Source organism: Pseudoalteromonas sp. RW-H-Ap-1, from assembly GCF_048318575.1.
Taxonomy (GTDB): domain Bacteria; phylum Pseudomonadota; class Gammaproteobacteria; order Enterobacterales; family Alteromonadaceae; genus Pseudoalteromonas.
On record NZ_CP166996.1, the window covers coordinates 2,231,035 to 2,250,348 of the forward strand.

Annotated in this window: 16 protein-coding genes and 1 pseudogene; 4 read left to right on the forward strand and 13 right to left on the reverse strand. The window is 40.6% G+C overall.

Features of this window, described 5'->3' with window-relative positions:
- Positions 1–16: 16 nt before the first annotated feature.
- From lpxD to rpsB, 11 genes are all read right to left on the reverse strand, one after another.
- The gene (lpxD, locus tag AB8618_RS10655; RefSeq protein ID WP_138605033.1) at positions 17–1,039 is read right to left on the reverse strand and encodes a UDP-3-O-(3-hydroxymyristoyl)glucosamine N-acyltransferase; all 1,023 of its coding nucleotides are present in this window, start codon (positions 1,037–1,039) and stop codon (positions 17–19) included.
- Between the two features lie 7 nt (positions 1,040–1,046).
- Positions 1,047–1,565: an OmpH family outer membrane protein gene (locus tag AB8618_RS10660; RefSeq protein ID WP_138605034.1), complete on the reverse strand. Its 519-nt coding sequence runs from the start codon at positions 1,563–1,565 to the stop codon at positions 1,047–1,049.
- A gap of 11 nt (positions 1,566–1,576) precedes the next feature.
- On the reverse strand, positions 1,577–4,048 hold the full coding sequence (gene bamA, locus AB8618_RS10665; RefSeq protein WP_138605035.1) for an outer membrane protein assembly factor BamA: 2,472 nt from the start codon (positions 4,046–4,048) through the stop codon (positions 1,577–1,579).
- A gap of 106 nt (positions 4,049–4,154) precedes the next feature.
- Positions 4,155–5,498: a sigma E protease regulator RseP gene (gene rseP, locus AB8618_RS10670; RefSeq protein WP_418157352.1), complete on the reverse strand. Its 1,344-nt coding sequence runs from the start codon at positions 5,496–5,498 to the stop codon at positions 4,155–4,157.
- A gap of 8 nt (positions 5,499–5,506) precedes the next feature.
- The gene (ispC, locus tag AB8618_RS10675) at positions 5,507–6,709 is read right to left on the reverse strand and encodes a 1-deoxy-D-xylulose-5-phosphate reductoisomerase (RefSeq protein WP_413402652.1); all 1,203 of its coding nucleotides are present in this window, start codon (positions 6,707–6,709) and stop codon (positions 5,507–5,509) included.
- Positions 6,706–7,572 carry a phosphatidate cytidylyltransferase gene (locus AB8618_RS10680; RefSeq protein ID WP_055012767.1) on the reverse strand — a complete coding sequence of 289 codons (867 nt, stop codon included), beginning with the start codon at positions 7,570–7,572 and terminating at the stop codon, positions 6,706–6,708. The genes ispC and AB8618_RS10680 overlap by 4 nt, the downstream gene beginning before the upstream one ends.
- A 21-nt stretch (positions 7,573–7,593) precedes the next feature.
- A complete protein-coding gene (locus tag AB8618_RS10685) occupies positions 7,594–8,373 on the reverse strand; it encodes an isoprenyl transferase (RefSeq protein WP_138605040.1) in 780 nt (259 codons plus the stop codon).
- A 256-nt stretch (positions 8,374–8,629) separates the two neighbouring features.
- Positions 8,630–9,151: a ribosome recycling factor gene (frr, locus tag AB8618_RS10690; RefSeq protein WP_218651693.1), complete on the reverse strand. Its 522-nt coding sequence runs from the start codon at positions 9,149–9,151 to the stop codon at positions 8,630–8,632.
- Between the two features lie 50 nt (positions 9,152–9,201).
- Complete coding sequence (gene pyrH / locus AB8618_RS10695) at positions 9,202–9,951, reverse strand: UMP kinase (protein ID WP_138605042.1); 750 nt, start codon at positions 9,949–9,951, stop codon at positions 9,202–9,204.
- 158 nt (positions 9,952–10,109) lie between these two features.
- Positions 10,110–10,961: a translation elongation factor Ts gene (tsf, locus tag AB8618_RS10700; RefSeq protein WP_010388114.1), complete on the reverse strand. Its 852-nt coding sequence runs from the start codon at positions 10,959–10,961 to the stop codon at positions 10,110–10,112.
- A 104-nt stretch (positions 10,962–11,065) separates the two neighbouring features.
- A complete protein-coding gene (gene rpsB / locus AB8618_RS10705; protein WP_013465430.1) occupies positions 11,066–11,794 on the reverse strand; it encodes a 30S ribosomal protein S2 in 729 nt (242 codons plus the stop codon).
- Between the two features lie 272 nt (positions 11,795–12,066).
- On the opposite strand from rpsB, the gene map reads away from it, so the two are divergent.
- From map to AB8618_RS10725, 4 genes and pseudogenes are all read left to right on the forward strand, one after another.
- The gene (map, locus tag AB8618_RS10710; protein ID WP_054202413.1) at positions 12,067–12,852 is read left to right on the forward strand and encodes a type I methionyl aminopeptidase; all 786 of its coding nucleotides are present in this window, start codon (positions 12,067–12,069) and stop codon (positions 12,850–12,852) included.
- 159 nt (positions 12,853–13,011) lie between these two features.
- Positions 13,012–15,629: pseudogene (gene glnD, locus AB8618_RS10715) on the forward strand ([protein-PII] uridylyltransferase).
- Between the two features lie 9 nt (positions 15,630–15,638).
- A complete protein-coding gene (gene dapD, locus AB8618_RS10720) occupies positions 15,639–16,466 on the forward strand; it encodes a 2,3,4,5-tetrahydropyridine-2,6-dicarboxylate N-succinyltransferase (protein ID WP_008110994.1) in 828 nt (275 codons plus the stop codon).
- 324 nt (positions 16,467–16,790) lie between these two features.
- Positions 16,791–17,762 carry a tetratricopeptide repeat protein gene (locus AB8618_RS10725; protein WP_413402659.1) on the forward strand — a complete coding sequence of 324 codons (972 nt, stop codon included), beginning with the start codon at positions 16,791–16,793 and terminating at the stop codon, positions 17,760–17,762.
- A 272-nt stretch (positions 17,763–18,034) separates the two neighbouring features.
- On the opposite strand, the gene AB8618_RS10730 is transcribed toward AB8618_RS10725, so the two are convergent.
- Both AB8618_RS10730 and phhA read right to left on the reverse strand, forming a co-directional pair.
- The gene (locus AB8618_RS10730) at positions 18,035–18,379 is read right to left on the reverse strand and encodes a 4a-hydroxytetrahydrobiopterin dehydratase (protein WP_008111000.1); all 345 of its coding nucleotides are present in this window, start codon (positions 18,377–18,379) and stop codon (positions 18,035–18,037) included.
- A 36-nt stretch (positions 18,380–18,415) separates the two neighbouring features.
- A complete protein-coding gene (gene phhA / locus AB8618_RS10735; RefSeq protein ID WP_008111003.1) occupies positions 18,416–19,213 on the reverse strand; it encodes a phenylalanine 4-monooxygenase in 798 nt (265 codons plus the stop codon).
- Positions 19,214–19,314 lie beyond the last annotated feature (101 nt).

Consider the following 19,314-nt stretch of genomic DNA (forward strand, 5'->3'; position numbering starts at 1 on the left):
TTTTAGTGTTCAACGATCATGACTTATTCAATGCTTCAAGCGCTTTTAGACGTGATTTCATGTCTGAAAGGTTGCGCAAATGAGCAATTGATTTTCGCCACTCTTTGTTAGTCGTATGAGGCATACCAGATGAGTAAATACCTGGTTCGGTGATTGATTTGGTCACCATACTCATGCCGGTAATTATAACACCATCACACACAGACATGTGACCGTTAATCGCGCTCATGCCGCCAATCTGGCAATTTTTACCTATGGTGACACTGCCTGCAAGTACAGTACAACCGGCGATAGCGGTGCCTGAGTTAACTTCGACGTTGTGTGCTATTTGGCACTGGTTATCAATAATAACGTTACTGTGGATAATAGTATCATCGAGCGCACCACGATCTATGGTGGTACTTGCGCCAATTTCTACTTTATCGCCAATGATCACAGAGCCTAATTGTGGAATTTTAAGCCACTGACCGCGTTCGTTTGCATAACCAAAGCCATCACTACCAATAACTGTGTTTGCTTGCAATAGACAGTCTGCGCCAATCTCAACATCATGATAAATGCTCACACTTGGCCAAAGTTTGGTGCCTGAACCTATTTTAGCACGTTCACCAATAAAACTGTTCGGACCAATTTGTACGTTATCACCAATTACAGCATCAGCTTCAATTACAACATTAGCACCAATAGCTGCACTTTTGCTCACTTGTGCATTGGCATGTATAACCGCACTTGGATGCACATCGTGAGATGCGCTACGCGGGGTAGTATCCATTAATTGAGCTAGTTTGGCATAGGTAACATAGGGATTGGCAACAATGATTTTATTGCCTGAAAAATAAGGCGCATCGTCAGGGCTAAGTATTACTGCACTGGCTTTTGTTGTCTCAAGCTGAGAGCGATATTTCTTGTTCGCTAAAAATGCAATATGCCCAGAATGGGCATTTGCAAGTGTCGCTATTTTTTTAATTTCTAAAGCGCCATCACCTTGAAGCTCGGCGCTTAGAAGTTCCGCAATTTGCGAAAGCGTATAATTTTGCATAGATTAATTATTTCTTACTTACAGCTGTAACTACTTTTTCAGAAAGATCAGTTACTTCTTTAGGGTTGAAGTAAATAGTTGTGTCTTTTACTTTAACTTCATCGAAGTCGCCTTTTTTAGCAATCTCTTGGATAGTTTCAATGATTAAAGTCTGAACTTTAGCCAACTCCTGATTTTGACGTGCTTTAATTTCTTGCTCTAATGGGCGACCCTTTTCAGCAAGGTTTTTTTGCATACCCTGAATTTTATCACGTAATGCGTCTTTTTGTTCTTGACTCATTGTGGTGCTTTCACGCTTAAACTTTTCTGCTTCAAAGCGAATATCACCTTGTAACTTTTCAAGCTCTTGACGACGCTCAGCAAATTCCGTTTGTAGAGACTGTTCGATTTTAGCCATTTGTGGAAGCTGCTTGTAGATTTCTTGCATATCTACAATACCTACTTTATGAGCAAAAGCATTAACTGATGTACCCATCATAAGTGTAGCTAAAACGGCAACGGCTGTTGATTTGAATAATTTTTTCACAAAAAACTCCTTTAGAAAGTGTTACTAATATTAAAACTGATGGTCTTGGTATCGTCATCTTCTTCTTTTTGCAACGGATACGCAAAGCTGATCAGCATAGGACCCATAGGTGAGATCCATTGTAAAGATAAACCGGTTGCAACCCTAAAGCGCATTGGGTCTGAATAGTCATCTAATTTTGCACGCTCATCAATACCCAAATTTTGATAACGATCAACGTTAAACTCGGTATCCCAAACGTTGGCAGCATCAACAAAGAAACTGGTACGTACTGAACTGGTATTTTCTTCGTCTAAGAACGGTGTAGGAACAATAAGCTCCATACCTGCAACGGCCTTCGCATTACCACCTATACGACCTTGTGGGAAAAGCACGTCAAATTCTGGAGCGCCACCAATATTGCCTGTGGTTGTGCCATCACCTGATGGCGTACCAGGTATAGGTAGTGGCTCTCTTGATACCGCACGCGGTAAAATAGTATTTCTGTCAAAGCCACGTAGTTCCATTTCTGTAATACGGAAGTATTCTTGGAACGGTAACGTCTGATCATACCCGTTGGTAGAACCATAGCCATTACCATAACCTAATGCCGCACGGGTCGAAAATACCCAGCGATGATCGTTTGAGATAGGCCAGTAAAAACGTGAATCATAATTTAACTTAAAGTATTTTAAATCTGAGTTCGGCGTTGTGGCTGTCAGGTTTAATGTTTGTCTTGAGCCTGCTGTTGGGAATAAACCACGGTTAACCGTTACACGCGACCAACCCACACTTAACTCATACTTGGTAAACTCAAAGCCCGCATCTGGGTTCTCTGGGTCTAGGAAAGTTTCACGTAGAACACGTGTTTGCTCATATTCTGCAATATCAGATAGCTCTTCTTCTATCCAACGAGCTCCAAAGTTAATACGGTTTATAGCATCAATTGGAAAACCAATGTTAGTTCCAAGACCATAACTCTTTGACTTATAGTCAATCAAGCTAAACTGGCTAGCATCGTAGTTACTATAAAAAATACTGCTACCTTGCGATACACCATCTGGCGTAAAGTAAGGGTCTGTGTATGACACACTAACGCGTTCAGAACCACGCGAGGTATTAATGTTAAAACCAATTTGATTACCCGTACCTAAAAAGTTAGATTCGGTTACACCAATATTAAATTGCAGACCTAAGTATGAACCATAAGCAAGACCGGCGTTAAAACTACCTGCAGATTGCTCTTTAACAGTAAAGTCAACGTCAACTTGATCATCAACACCCGGAACAGGCACTACATTAAAGTCAACCGATTCCATATAAGGTAAGCGTTGAATTTGCAATTTAGAACGCTCTAAGTTTTGGTTAGATAACCATGCCCCTTCAAGCTGTGTCATTTCACGACGCAGTACTTCATCAGCTGTATTTTGGTTACCACCTACAATGATTCGACGTACATAAACACGTTTACCAGGGTCAACCGATAAAGTCAGTTGTACCTCTTGGTTTTCATCATCAATTTCTGGAATGGTGCGTACTTCAGCGTTAGCATATCCAAAACGAGCTAAGTAACTTTTTATAAACTCTTCTGAAGAAGTTACCACTGAGCCGTTATAAAGCTCTCCGGTGCGAAGCGGGATAACACTTTTGATTAGTTCTTCTCGGCCGAGTAAATCACCGATAAAATCAAAACCTTTTACCTTGTATTTTACGCCTTCGGTAATATTTGCCGTTACATAAACCGATTCACGCTCAGGACTGACTGACACTTGAGTCGAATCAATATTGAAGCGTAAATAGCCACGGTCTAAATAAAAGCTACGAATTTTTTCTAAATCGCCTTCAATGGTTTGTTTTTGATAGCGATCGCTACCCATAAACTGCCACCAAGGTAAATCTTGTTGCGATTCAGCAAGCTGTAATAACTCTTCGTTTGAAAAAAGTTCATTACCAACTAAGTTGATTTGACGAATAGAGGCAGCATCGCCCTCATCAAACTCGAGTCTCAGTTTAACCCGATTACGTGGCAGCTTAGTGATGCTAATGTCCACTTTTGCATTGTATTTACCAATACTGTGAAAAAACTCAACTAAACCTTTTTCAATATTATCGATAACCGTTTTATCCAGCGGCTCGCCTTGACGAATATCTTGTTGATCAAGCGACTGGTTTAACTGCTCATCTTTAATGTCTTTATTGCCTTCAAATTCAATAAAGCTAATTGTTGGACGTTCAGTTACTTTAAAAATTACGTTATTGCCATCACGCAACGCTTTTATATTGTCAAAGTGACCTGAGCGATAAAGTGACTTAATTGTTTTTGAAATTGTGTATTCATCAACATTGTCGCCCACGTTAATAGGAATATGCGTTAATGCGGCACCAAGTGCGACACGTTGCAATCCTTCAACTTTTAAATCTTCAACAATAAAGGAGTTTTGGCCTAGGGCTGCAAAACTTGCACCCAATAAACTTGAAACTACCAAATGTTTTTTTATAGCCATTTTATTATCTTTATCCTTTACAACTGTATTACCGCTTAGCATCGAAAACTAAATAGTTACGAGCTTTACAATCGTGTTCTAATTTGTCGTTACCACGCTTAAACAACTACAAGCGCGATACATCATTGAACAAAGCGAAACATGTTAGAAAAATGAGTAGCAAGGCTCCCACTTTAAAACCAAACTCTTGTGTCTTTTCAGAGACCGGCTTTTTACGAAAAAGTTCAATTATGTAATACATTAAGTGCCCACCATCAAGCACCGGCAGAGGAAGTAAATTAAATACTCCCAAATTAACGCTGATCAAAGCTAAAAAGCTTAAAAATGCGACTAATCCGTAACTAACACTTGTGCCTGCACCGACTGCAATGCCGACAGGCCCACTTAAATTTTTCACTGACACTTGACCAGTAATTAAGTTACCTATCATGTCAAAACTCAGCGTAATTAAACGCCATGTCTCTTTTGTGCCCAGCACAATACTATCTAGTGGCCCATAATGTCTAGTCTCAACAAAATCATCAGGCCACTGCTCTACAACTGGAGCAACACCTAAAAAGCCTTGTTCAACACCATTACTAACAACTCGGCTCTTTGGGGTAACTAATATGGTTTTTATACTATCTTGTCTTTTTACACTAAATTGTAAGGATTTGTTAGCCGATTGAGTAATAAGATTAACTAATTGCTGCCAACTGCTCATTGTTTCACCGTTTACAGCCAAAATAACGTCGTTAACCTGTAAATTTGCCTGTTCAGCAGCAGAGTCTTTGGTAATTGCAGCGATGGTGAGTGTTGCTTGAGGGCGAAACGGCACAATCCCCAACGAACTTAATGGCGGTACGTCTTGCTGATCAAGCTTCCAGCCATCGAGGTTAAGAGTTTGCGTTGTTTGTTGATAATTTTCGTTACGTAAAGTAATAGCAACGCTTTTATCACCCAAGTGCGACATCAAAGAGAAAGTCGCATCTTGCCAATTACTAATATCGTCATCACCAATTTTAATTATTTGCTGAGTAGGCAAAATGCCCGCTTGTTCTGCTCTGCTGCCTTCAACAACATTGCCTACAACCGGTTTTATGGTTTGTACACCCACCATATACATGACCGCTAAAGCAAAAATAGCGAATAAAAAATTCGCCATGGGCCCTGCTGCTACAATGGCTATTCGCGCTTGAACAGATTTAGCATTAAACGATAAATGACGTTGATTGGCAGGTACTTCATCAACACGCTCGTCTAACATTTTTACGTAACCACCCAGTGGTATTGCCGCAATCACATACTCAGTATTGTATTTATCGTGCCATTTTAATAGGGGTTTACCAAAACCAATTGAAAAGCGTAGTACCTTAACGCCAGCCTTGCGTGCTACCCAAAAATGACCATATTCGTGAACGGTCACTAAAATACCGAGCGCAAGTATAAACGAGCCTAAATTCCAAAAAATCGAACATTTTAATGTACCACTTTTGTTATAAACTGCGTTGCGCTTATGCGTGCTAAACGATCACACTCTAAAATTTCATCTAGAGTTTGCACATTAGTAAACTTTGCAGTCTCTAACGTTTGCGCATTCACTTTATAAATATCAGTAAAACTAATTTGACCTTGTAAAAATGCATTTACAGCCATTTCATTGGCAGCATTCACCGTAGTTGTTGCGCCCTGTCCCGCATCACACGCAGCAATTGCCAATTTTAAATTAGGGTAGCGCGAGAAATCAGGTTTGGTGAACGAAAAATCACAAATATCAGAAAAGTTTAGCGGTTTAACTCCCGCATCAATTCGCTGTGGAAAAGCAAGCGCATGCGCTATTGGGGTGCGCATATCGGGGTTTCCCATTTGCGCTAAAATAGAGCCATCTTGGTATTGCACCATAGAGTGAATAATACTTTGTGGGTGGATCACCACATCAATGTCGCTGGCATCACAGTTAAATAACCATTTAGCCTCAATAAACTCTAAACCTTTGTTCATCATCGTGGCTGAATCTACCGATATTTTTTGTCCCATTGACCAATTAGGGTGAGCAACCGCTTCACTGACGCTAACACTAGCAAGCGTATTAATGTCACGGTTTAAAAACGGCCCTCCAGAGCCTGTTAATAAAATTTTGCTAACACCATGCTGCTCAAGCCGTGCTTGTCCTTGGGTGTTTTGTAACGCACTAGGTAAACACTGAAAAATAGCATTATGTTCGCTGTCGATGGGTAATAAAGTTGCTTGGTGTTGTTTCACTTTATCAATAAACAACTGACCCGACATCACCAATGACTCTTTGTTTGCCAGCAGCACTTTTTTACCCGCTTCGACTGCGCTCAAGGTGGGTAGTAATCCAGCCGCACCAACGATTGCTGACATCACAGTATCAACATCAACATGCGCACAAAGCTCACTCATAGCTTTCTCGCCATGCATTACTTGTGTTTTACTCATGCCTTTTAAAAGTTCACAAAGCTGCTTAGCGGCTTGCTCTGAAGCCATAACAGCATAACGAGGTTGATGAGCAAGACACAACTCAGCCATTTTTTTTGCATTTTGCCCAGCGGCTAATGCGAACACCTTGAACTGCTGTTGATTTCTTGCAACAACATCTAACGTGCTAAGACCTATCGACCCCGTCGCACCCAAAATAACCAGTTGTTGCACTGCACTCATAAACTAAGTGTCCAAGCAAAGCAAATAACAAACATCGGCGCTGCTGCAGTTAAGCTATCAATGCGGTCTAAAATACCGCCGTGTCCAGGTAGGCAACTGCCGCTATCTTTAAGACCCGCTTCACGCTTAAACATACTCTCGAGTAAATCACCTACCGCAGAGAACAAAGCAATAAATGCTGTCATTACCGCATAAATAGGCCATACAGAAGTATCAACATTAGTGTAAAAACAAAAAGCCAATACAAATAACACCGCAGCAACCACGCCACCAGCAAGGCCTTCTATGGTTTTATTTGGACTAACTTTAGGCATTAACTTATGTTTACCGAAACTTTTACCGGTAAAGTAAGCGCCAATATCGGCACTCCATACAATACCCAGTACCACTAAAATCAGCATAGAACCATAGTGTGTTGATTCTGTATATTGCGCACTGCGAAGCGTATTAAGCGCAAGCCACAGTGGTACCAATGTCAGTAAACCGGCAATACCGCGCATTACAAGTCCTTCGTTCCAGCCTTTAGCCATAGCGGGGTAACGCCACACTAAATAACTTGCAACCAGCCACCACGAAAACGATAAGGTAAATAAGTAATTGGCATCACCTACAAGCTTGCCGTTCTGCCATAGGGTTTCTATCGGCCAATGTAAATTAAGTAAGCCTAGTAAAACTGCAACTAACAATACAAACGCACCGCGCTTTAGTTTATCGCATAGCCCCATAAAAGCAGACCATTCCCATGCGCCCATTAATACAATAGCACCCGCAAAATAACTAAATAACGTTAGTGGGGTGTAAAAAACCAAAGCCAGTGCTAATGGCGCTAGCACTAGTGAGGTTAAAATACGTTGTTTTAACAAAATGATGACCCTTAATCTATTTTAGGTTTGAGCGAGTAATTGTTTTATTTGTTCGCCCGTGCAACCAAAACGTCGCTCTCTGGCAACGTAACATGCAATGGCCTCTGCAAAAGCAGCTTCGTTAAAGTCAGGCCAAAGTGTATTGGTAAAATAAAGTTCAGCGTAGGCTGCCTGCCAAAGTAAAAAATTACTAATTCTGACATCGCCACCAGTACGGATCAGTAAATCAGGCTGTGCCTGATCTGCCATACTCATATGCTGTGCAATATGTTCTTCTGTAATGTCTGCGGGATCAATTTCCCCATTTGCTACTTGTAAAGCAACCAGCTTAGCAGCATGGGTCATATCCCAGCGACCACCGTAATTTGCCGCTACATTTAAGTGCAGGCCGGTATTATTCGCTGTTAGTTCTTGTGCAGTATGTACTTTCGCGCGCAAGCTTTCAGAGAATCGAGATAAATCTCCAATGATGGTTAGTTTTACGTTATTTTTATGCAGCTTTTTAACTTCTTTACTCAGTACAAATAAAAAAAGCTCCATTAATGTATTTACTTCGTCTTCAGGGCGGCGCCAGTTTTCACTACTAAAAGCAAATAAGGTCAACGATTGTATCCCTAATTTAGTACAAAACTGCACAGATTGACGAACTGCATCCACGCCCTTTTTATGCCCATATACACGAGGCCTATTTCTAGCTTGTGCCCAACGCCCGTTCCCATCCATGATGATAGCAACATGTTTAGGCAAACATTGCTGTGAAATTGTATCAGCGTCTAGAACCATAAATTTTGTGTATTCCATAAAAAAACGCCGCCTAGTATACCCCAGACGGCGTTTCAAAACTAATAAATTTAACCTGTACCCGTGATAATAAATCTACTTTAAGCAAATAATTATACAGCTAACAACCTTGTATTTACTGACAACTGAGTCGTCACTAAAGAGCAGTCACAATCTGTTACCCTTTAAAATCACACTATTAAAATAAAGTGCGAAGACTGATAAGCAGCGACTTAAATATCTAACCAAAGCTGTTTACTTGGGTCTAGAACAGTTATTAAATTTCCATCAACTCAGCTTCTTTTGCTGTTAGTTGTGTGTCCATTTCTTTAATGAACTTATCAGTGATTTTTTGAATTGCATCTTCACCTTGACGTGCTTCGTCTTCAGAGATGTCTTTATCTTTTAATAAGTTTTTAATATCGCCATTTGCATCACGGCGAATATTACGAATAGCAACACGTCCGCCTTCTACTTCGCCACGCACGATTTTAATTAAATCTTTACGACGCTCTTCAGTTAATGGAGGAAGTGGTACACGAATAACCGTGCCTGCAGACATTGGGTTTAAACCAAGGTCAGAAGCCATAATCGCTTTCTCAACTGCCTGAGCTAAAGATTTATCAAATACACCAATAGCCAGTGTACGTGAATCTTCAATAGTTACATTTGCAACTTGGTTTAGAGGCGTTGGCGCGCCGTAGTACGACACCATGATGCCGTCTAAAATTGCAGGATGAGCACGGCCAGTACGAATTTTAGATAATTGACTACCAAGTGCTGCTACACTTTTTTGCATGCGCTCTTGCGCATCTTTTTGAATATCGTTAATCACGGTTTAATCCTAATCTAGTTACTAACTTCATCTGAGGCTTGTGAAGAAATAAGGGTTCCTTCTTCTTCACCCATTATTACGCGCTTTAATGCGCCTGATTTATTCATATTAAATACGCTCAATGGCATATTATGGTCGCGAGCAAGAGTGAATGCCGCTAAATCCATTACTTTTAATTCTTTATCAATAATTTCATTGTAGCTTAAGTGACGGTAAAGTGTCGCTTCAGGGTTTTTCACCGGATCATCACTAAATACACCATCTACTTTAGTCGCTTTAATTACCGTATCAGCTTCAATCTCGATGCCGCGTAAACACGCCGCAGAGTCAGTTGTGAAGAACGGGTTACCTGTACCAGCGGCAAAAATAACAACGCGACCTGTTTTTAACAAGCTAATTGCTTCAGCCCAGTTATACGCATCACATACGCCATTTAATGGGATAGCTGACATTAAGCGACAATTTACAAACGCACGGTGTAGCGCATCACGCATAGCTAGGCCGTTCATTACGGTTGCAAGCATCCCCATGTGGTCACCAACAACACGATTCATTCCCGCTTCGGCTAATGAGCCACCGCGTAAAAAGTTACCGCCACCAATAACCAAACCCACTTCTACGTCGAGTTCTACGAGCTCTTTAATTTCTTGTGCCATACGATCTAAAACTTTTGGGTCGATGCCGAAGCCTTCGTCTCCCATTAAAGCTTCACCACTTAATTTGAGAAGAACACGTCTAAAAATAGGTTTGCGATTGATAGTCATAGTTTTGGGGCCAACTTTTATTGAATTATGGATAAAAAATAACCGCGCTTATGTTAAACATAAAAGCGCGGTTATTTTAAAGAATTTCTAAGCGTGACGCAAAAGCAAATAGTACTTTAATTGCATGTATTTTCCTTTTGCATCACAAATAGTATGTCTTACTGACCTTTAGCAGCTGCAATTTGAGCAGCAACTTCAGCAGCAAAATCTTCTTCTTTCTTCTCGATACCTGCACCAACTTCCATACGTACAAAGCCAGTAACTGTTGCGTTTTTCTCTTTAAGAATTTCGCCAACAGATTTTTTCGGTTCCATGATGAAAGCTTGACCAGTAAGAGAAACCTCACCAGTAAATTTCTTCATACGACCAACAACCATTTTCTCAGCGATTTCAGCAGGCTTGCCTTCGTTCATCGCGATGTCGATTTGTACTTGCTTTTCTTTTTCAACAACATCAGCAGGTACGTCATCTGGAGTTAGGTAATCTGGGTTTGAAGCAGCAACGTGCATTGCAACGTGCTTAAGTGTTTCTTCATCAGCAACACCCGCAACAACAACACCAATACGCTCGCCATGACGGTACTCAACTAGTTGCTCACCAGTGATGTACTGAAGACGACGTACATTGATGTTTTCACCAATTTTAGTTACTAGCTCAACACGGTCTTCTTCGAACTTAGCTTGTAAGTCTTCGATAGATGTAGTGTCAGCGATAGCAGCATCTGCAACTTTGTTAGCAAATGCTAGGAAGCTTGCATCTTTAGCAACGAAGTCAGTTTGACAGTTAACTTCTACAAGTACTGCAACACCCGCGTTTTGCTTGATGATGATAGTACCTTCAGCAGCAATGTTACCTGCTTTTTTAGCAGCCTTTGCAGCACCGCTCTTACGCATGTTTTCAATCGCTAACTCGATGTCACCATCAGTCTCAGTTAACGCTTTTTTACAATCCATCATGCCAGCGCCAGTACGCTCGCGTAATTCTTTAACTAGGGCAGTAGTTACAGCCATTAGTAAATCCTCAAATCTGAAATCAGGTTTAGATAAGCGGGTTACCCGCTCCACAAGAATAGCAAGTCTTCACCTTTAAAAGATGAAGACTTGATGACAGCTAATTACTCAGCTTCTACGAAGTCATCTTTTTCAGCTTGAGCAACGATGTTACTCTCACGGCCTTCAGTGATCGCAGCTGCAACAGCACTAGTGTAAAGGTTGATTGCACGGATAGCATCATCGTTACCAGGTACGATGTAATCAACACCGTCTGGGTTAGAGTTAGTATCAACGATTGCAACAACTGGGATACCTAGGTTGTTAGCTTCACGGATAGCAATGTGCTCGTGGTCAGCATCGATTACAAAGATAGCGTCTGGAAGGCCACCCATGTTTTTAATACCACCAAGGCTCTTTTCAAGCTTGTCCATTTCACGAGTAAGCATTAACGCTTCTTTCTTAGTTAACTTCTCGAAAGTACCGTCTTGGCTTTGAGCTTCAAGGTCTTTAAGACGCTTGATTGATTGACGAACTGTTTTCCAGTTAGTCAACATGCCGCCTAACCAACGGTGGTTAACGAAGAATTGATCGCTTTGTAAAGCAGCTTCTTTTACTGCTTCGCTTGCTGCGCGCTTAGTACCAACGAAAAGAACTTTACCTTTGTTTGCAGCAGCACCAGATAAAAACTTAAGTGCAGTGTTGAACATTGGTACAGTTTGCTCAAGATTGATGATATGTACACGGTTACGTGCGCCGAAGATGAAAGGCTTCATCTTAGGGTTCCAGTAACGTGCTTGGTGACCAAAGTGAACACCAGCTTGAAGCATATCGCGCATTGAAACGTTTGCCATTTTGTAAATCCTCTAAGTTGTTTAGGGTTAGGCCTCCACATATCCCATAGCACCAACACCGCAGTTAAATGAAACTGAAATGCACCCAAGTGTATGTGACGATACGTGTGTGTGTTAAAATAAAATTGTGTTTGCCTTAAATACAAAAAATCATTTAAGAATTTATTTGTAAAAAGACGGCGCGCTTTATACCATATTAAAAATAAATACTCAACGTCTCGTGCAAAAATTGTGCGACGATAATCATCTAAAAACGCAACTTTGGAGCCTCAATGAGCGCTGTGATTAAGACCCCTGAAGAAATCGAGAAAATGCGTGTAGCCGGCCGTTTGGCTGCTGATGTGCTAGAAATGATCGAACCACATGTGGTACCAGGTATCACCACCGATGAGCTAAATACAATTTGTCATGATTATATTGTTAATGTGCAAGATGCTGTTCCTGCTCCTCTTAATTATCATGGTTTTCCAAAATCAATTTGTACCTCAGTAAATCATGTAATTTGTCACGGTATTCCGAATGACAAAGCATTAAAAGATGGTGATAGTGTTAATATTGACATCACTGTTATCAAAGATGGTTACCATGGTGACACATCAAAAATGTTTCATGTAGGCACGCCTAATATCCAAGGTAAACGTCTTGCAGAAGTCACTCAAGAAAGTCTTTACCTTGCCATTAAAATGGTAAAACCGGGTGTTCGCCTTGGTGATATTGGTGCCGCTATTCAAAAATATGCAGAGAGCTTTAACTACTCTATCGTACGTGAATACTGCGGCCATGGTATCGGTAGCGAGTTCCATGAAGAACCACAGGTAATGCATTACGGTAAAGCAGGCACTGGCGAAACATTAAAAGCAGGTATGTGTTTAACTATTGAGCCTATGGTAAATGCGGGCAAACGCCAATGTAAATTACTCAAAGACGACTGGACTGTGGTAACAAAAGACCGTAGTTTATCCGCTCAATGGGAACACACCTTACTAGTAACTGAAAATGGTGTTGAAATTTTAACACTACGATCAGATGATACAATCGATAGAATTATCGAGCACTAATTAAGTGCGCGCTTAATCGCGGTAGTAACAGGTTTTGCCTGTATATCGCTTAAGTGGTTTGCTGTAAGGGGCTAACATAACTTATTGCCCTTACAGCAAATATATTATAAAAATAAATCTCAAACTTATAATGCAGTCCATATATAGGAGCCAGCCTAAGTGGCATTACCTAACAAAGTAAAAAAGTTGCTCAATGATGCTGAGCAATTAAGCGATTACCGCGATTGCTCCGCCTATTTCTATAAATGGTTGCATAATGAATTCTCAAAACAACCGGTTGGTAAATTAATTAATGCCCGTGCAGAATTTATTGACCGACTGCTGATCAAACTTTTCCAAGTTTATGATTTAGCTCACGAACCAGATCTCGCTTTGATAGCAGTAGGTGGTTATGGTCGTGGCGAGCTACACCCCTACTCTGATATAGACTTTTTATTACTTGTTACGAAACAGCCTAATGATGATATTTGCGAAAAAATCGGTCAGTTTGTCACTATGTTGTGGGATCTTAATCTCGAGATAGGCCACAGTGTTCGTACTATTGAACAAGCCATCGAGCAAAAACGTGAAGACGTTACCTTTGCCACCAGCTTATTAGAAAGCCGTCTCATTTTTGGCAATCATATTGAGTTTGAAAAACTCAAAAACCATATTATTGAAACACCGGTTTGGGGCTCAGGTGAATTTTTTGTTGCAAAAATACAAGAACAAAATTTGCGTCACAGAAAGTGCCACGGCACAGCCTATAATCTAGAACCAAATATAAAAGAAAACCCAGGGGGTCTGCGCGACCTGCAAACTATTATTTGGGTGGCTAAAAAGCACTTTAGAGCCGAAACTCTGCAAGAGCTAATTAATCACGGCTACCTGACCCACGAGGAATATCAAGAGCTGTTAGAGTGTCTTGAAAATTTATGGAATATTCGTTTTGCGTTACATTTAGCTGCAGAACGTTCAGAAAACCGTTTATTGTTTGATCACCAACCCCAAGCTGCAGAAATTTTAGGCTTTGGTAGCGATGGTAAGGCTTCGGTTGAGCGCATGATGAAACGCTTATTCAGAATTATGAGCCGAGTACGAGAGCTCAACCAGATGTTGCTTTCGTATTTTGAGCAAAGTATTTCGCCAGACAGTAGTCAAGCGACCGTTGAAGAACTCGATCTCAACTTTGAGCGCGTTGGCCATCAAATTCGAGTAAAAAGCCCATCAGTATTCTTTAGGCGCGATCAACTTTTTGTATTGTTTGAGCATATTGCTGACCATCCAGAAATCACCCATATATACCCGAGCACTATTCGCACTATTCGCCAAGTTCGTCGTCGTTTATTGGGCGACCTACAAGACTACGCGGCCTGCCGAGAAGCTTTTCTACGAATCATAAAGCATCCTAATGGTATGGGACGTGCTTTTACGCTGATGCACAAACACGGCATGATTGCCGCTTATTTGCCGCAGTGGCGAAATATTTTTGGCCAAATGCAGTTTGATTTGTTTCATGCCTACACGGTTGATGAACACACCCATAAGCTAATTAATAATATTTATCAGTATTTTGATAAAACCGGGATTAGCGAATTCCCAATTTGTAGCGAAATTGTCACGCGTATGGATAAACCGGAGCTACTGTATTTAGCCGGTATTTTCCACGACATTGCCAAGGGACGTGGGGGGATCACTCTGAGCTGGGCGCTGTTGACGCCATTGCTTTTTCTAAATTGCATGGCTTTGCATCATCCGATGGTAAGTTAATTTCTTGGCTTGTTAGCAATCACTTACTTATGTCAGTTACGGCGCAGCGTAAAGATATAAACGACCCAGATGTAATAAAAGATTTCGCATCGCGAGTAAAAACAGAGCGTCAGCTCGATTACCTCTATTGTTTAACGGTCGCCGATATACGCGCTACCAATGACAACTTATGGAATGACTGGAAAAACACGCTACTTCGTGAGCTATACTTACATACACAACGCGCTTTGCGTCTTGGGCTTGAAAATCCAATGGATCAACGCGACCAAATTCGAGATAAGAAGCATCAAGCTAAGCAACGCCTGATTAATTTGCATTATCACGAGGAACAAATTGACTTAACTTGGAGTCGTTTTAAAGCGAATTACTTTACCGCCTTTAGTGAACAACAAATTTCGTGGCATACAGAGCATTTACTAAAATGCACTGACTTGAGCCTACCTAGTGTTATTGTCTCGAATAAAGCAATGCATGGCGGTACTCAAGTATTTGCATACAGCCCTTACTCAGGTGGACTATTTGCTCGATTAGTCAGTGTTATTGGCTCTAAAAAAGCACAAATTCAACACGCCCAAGTACTGACCACCAAAGATGGCTACGTACTGTTTAACTTTGTTATTTTAGAAGTTAATGGCGACCCAATTGCCAGTAGCCGTGCACAATCTATTAAACGCGGATTAGAGCAAGCATTGAATGATCCGCGTAAAAAAATACGTTTTAAAAAGAGCCGCTCACAACGCTTTAAAGACTTTAATATTAAACCAAAAATTGTACTGCGCCCGCACCCTCGTAAGGACCGTAGTTTAATAGAAATTCAAGCGGTTGATATACCCGGGCTATTAACTAAAATAGCCGAGGTTTTCCAAGCTTACTTACTCCACATACATGCCGCACGCATTACCACGGTAGGCGAGCGCGCAGAAGATTTCTTTGTGGTATCTAATAACGAATATCAAGCGCTGACTGATGAAGAGCAAGCAAAAATTCATCAGGCATTACGTAAAAAACTCAACGCCGAAATTGAATAAGAGGACACTATGTCAGATTTAAAAACCATGATTGAAAATGCGTGGGATAACCGCGACAGCATTAGCCCAGCAACCGTATCAAGCGATGTTAAACAAGCAATTATTGATGCACTTGAGCTATTAGATAGTGGCGCAGCGCGTGTTGCAGAAAAAATTTCTGGCGAATGGGTTGTCCATCAATGGCTTAAAAAAGCCGTGCTGCTTTCATTTAGAATTCGTGAAAACCAACCAATGAATGATGGCGTGAATCAATTCTACGACAAAGTACCACTTAAATTTAGCGACTATACGCCGGAGCAATTTCAGCAAGGCGGCATGCGCGTGGTACCAAACGCCGTAGCGCGTAAAGGTAGTTTTGTAGGGAAGAATGTTGTACTAATGCCATCGTATGTAAACATTGGTGCTTACGTTGATGAGGGCACTATGGTTGATACATGGGCCACTGTAGGTTCATGTGCTCAAATTGGTAAGAATGTACACTTATCAGGCGGTGTGGGCATAGGCGGTGTTTTAGAGCCGCTACAAGCAAATCCTACCATCATTGAAGACAACTGCTTTATTGGCGCACGTTCAGAAATTGTTGAAGGCGTTATTGTTGAAGAAGGTGCGGTTATTTCAATGGGTGTTTACATTAGCCAAAGTACCCGCATTTACGACCGTGAAACCGGTGAAATTCATTATGGTCGCGTACCTGCTGGTGCTGTTGTGGTTCCAGGAGCTCTGCCTTCAAAAGATGGCACTCATAGTTTATACGCTGCGATTATTGTGAAAAAAGTTGATCAACAAACACGCGAAAAAGTAGGCATTAACGCTCTGCTTCGCTCAATTGATGATTAATGAGCCGTTGTAAGTTTTTAGCTGTAAGCACTGAATAATTTGATGTTAAACGTAGGTTAGGTAGAGTAAAACGAAACCCAACGACACATTAAAGTTAAGTGTATTCGCTAAAATTTAATTACATACAAAAAGCCCCAAGCTTGTATAGGTTTAGGGCTTTTTTAATGCTTTTAAAATACCTCATCACAAATCTGTACCCTTTAATCGCATTGCTTTGTTAGATACCAGCATCTATATTGAATGAACCATGATTGGCTTGTTGGGGATAAGTTGTTGCGCCTTTTCGTTATAGGTTGGTTAGTGTTATTAGGTTCAACACAGGCTATGGCTAATGATTTTACATCGTTTAAAGCTAAACTTAACGAAGCCGAAGATTATCTTGTTGTTAATCCTGCACAATCAATAATTATTCTTGAAAATCTCACAGAACTAAATACAGCTCCTGCTGCGCTATTTATACGCTGGCATCTGCTTTATGCCCGAACAGCGGTGCCCACGAGTCGCTATGAACGGCTTTATCAATCGATTGACGCAATATTTCAGTATCATCAAGATGACTACTTCAAACATAAATTGACCACCATAATGAGTGCCTTGGGAATATGGCTGCGCCATGCTGAATATTTAAACGATGCCCAGCTCTCATTTAAATGTGCTTATAAATATGCGCAAAACGATCGCCAACGATTAACACTCACCAACAGTATGGCACTGGTTGCTCGCTCGCAAAACGACTTTGCTAAAGCGCGTGCTTTATACTTAAATAATCTTGATCTCACAACACAATTAACACTTCCTAATGTAACAGCACTTATAAAAAATAATTTGGGCTCTTTAGCACTTGATGAAGGCAATGTTGCTAACGCTGAACGCTACTTTAGAAGTGCATTAAGCCTTAACCAAAATCTTGATAAACGCGCAGGGCAAATCTCAACCGGGCTTAATTTATTAATGGTTTTTTTAATTCAAGAACATCAGCTTAACTTTGATCGACTCTATACCCCAACGGCAACGTTGACTCATGCATTCCCCAACAAGTCTAAACAAGCACTGCTAATTTGGCTTGAACTAGGCTACAAAAATTTAACTGGCGAGTTTATAAGTCAAAAAGATAAACATCAGCTTCAAGCTGCATATGAGCAATTAGAAAGCGATAAAATGAAACAGCTAGTAGCACATTATCTAGCTAAAAAACTTGATGTTACTTTAGCACTACCTGAGCCTATTACGGCTAAAGAGTTTACCAGCCCTTGGTTTAACTTAGTAAAGCAATGCAATTGGGAGAAAAGTTTATAGCTTTAAGTCACAAACGTTCAGCTAAGCTTAGTTAGAAGCCTATAAACTAACTTTTATCTACTTTTTTACTTCTAATATAAGTATATAAAACAAGCTACTGAATTGGCTAACAAACGGAATATATAATAAGATAGGCCAGAGAAGATAAAAATAAATGTCATTTTAATTCAATACCTTACAAAGCCTCTTGACCAATACTCAGGTTAACTTAATAACCACAAAAATAAAAAAGGCACTGTGAAGTGCCTTTTTATTTACTCAAATCTAATTAATTACAGCGCGTTAAATACATCATCTGTTTTAGCAGCGCAAATGAAGTCATTTTTATGCAGACCTTTAATTGAATGGCTCCACCAAGTCACGGTTACTTTGCCCCATTCGGTTAATAAACCCGGGTGATGCCCTTCGTCTTCAGCCATATCACCTACCTTATTGGTAAACGCAATGGCTTGTTTGAAGTTTTTAAACTTATAAACGCGCTCTAACTGCATAATACCATCGCGTACTTCTGGCACCCAGTCAGGGATTTTTTTAATTAATTCAGCCAATTCAGCATCAGATACTTTTGGCGCATCTGCATGACAGGCTTCACATTTTTGTGCACTTAATGAAGACATTTTAAATCCTTAGTTTAGCGTTACTTTTTTCAAAAATTAACTAGCTAATTTTTCTTTTGGAGGAAACTTAGGGTCGTGCAAACCAAGTGATTTAGCTTGCTCAACTAAAGTCATTATATCCATTTGAGATATTTCAAACAGATCATGAATCGAATTAATCGTGTAATACAATGGTTGCATAATGTCTATACGGTAAGGTGTACGCAGCACATCTAGCACATTCATTGGATTAATCTCTGGTGTATCTGAATACACGTATTGGGTTTCCCCTGGGCTTGATAAAATACCGCCACCGTAAATACGTAATCCTTTTTCAGTTTGCATCAAACCAAACTCAACGGTAAACCAGTACATGCGCGCTAAATAAACGCGATCTTTTTTCTCTGCCGCGTATCCTAGTTGCCCATACTTATGGGTAAATTCTGCAAAGTCAGGATTGGTTAGCATGGCACAATGACCAAATATCTCATGAAAAATATCGGGTTCTTGTAAGTAGTCAAATTCTTCACGGCTACGAATGAAGGTAGCTACAGGAAATTGCTTGTTAGCGAGTAACCTAAAAAACTCATCAAAATCGATAAGTGCAGGTACAGGTGCAACCTGCCAACCTGTGGTTGCTAAAAGTACTTCGTTTAGCTCACTCAGCTGTGGGATACGATCATGAGGCAGATTGATTTTTTTCAATCCTTCCATGTACTCATCACAGGCTTTGCCTTCAATGCACGCAAGTTGGCGTGCTACAAGCTCAGACCAAATTTTATTTTCTTCATCGCTCCAATGTATAACCCCATTTTCATCAGGTGTTTTGGAGGTGTAATTACTTGCTTTAGCCATAAATACCTTCTTTGGGATAAAACCCTAAATCGGTGTCAAAATAACAGCCAAATGCTTGGCTATTCGATGTAGCCATACTATGCAAAAGTGAACAAAAGTTT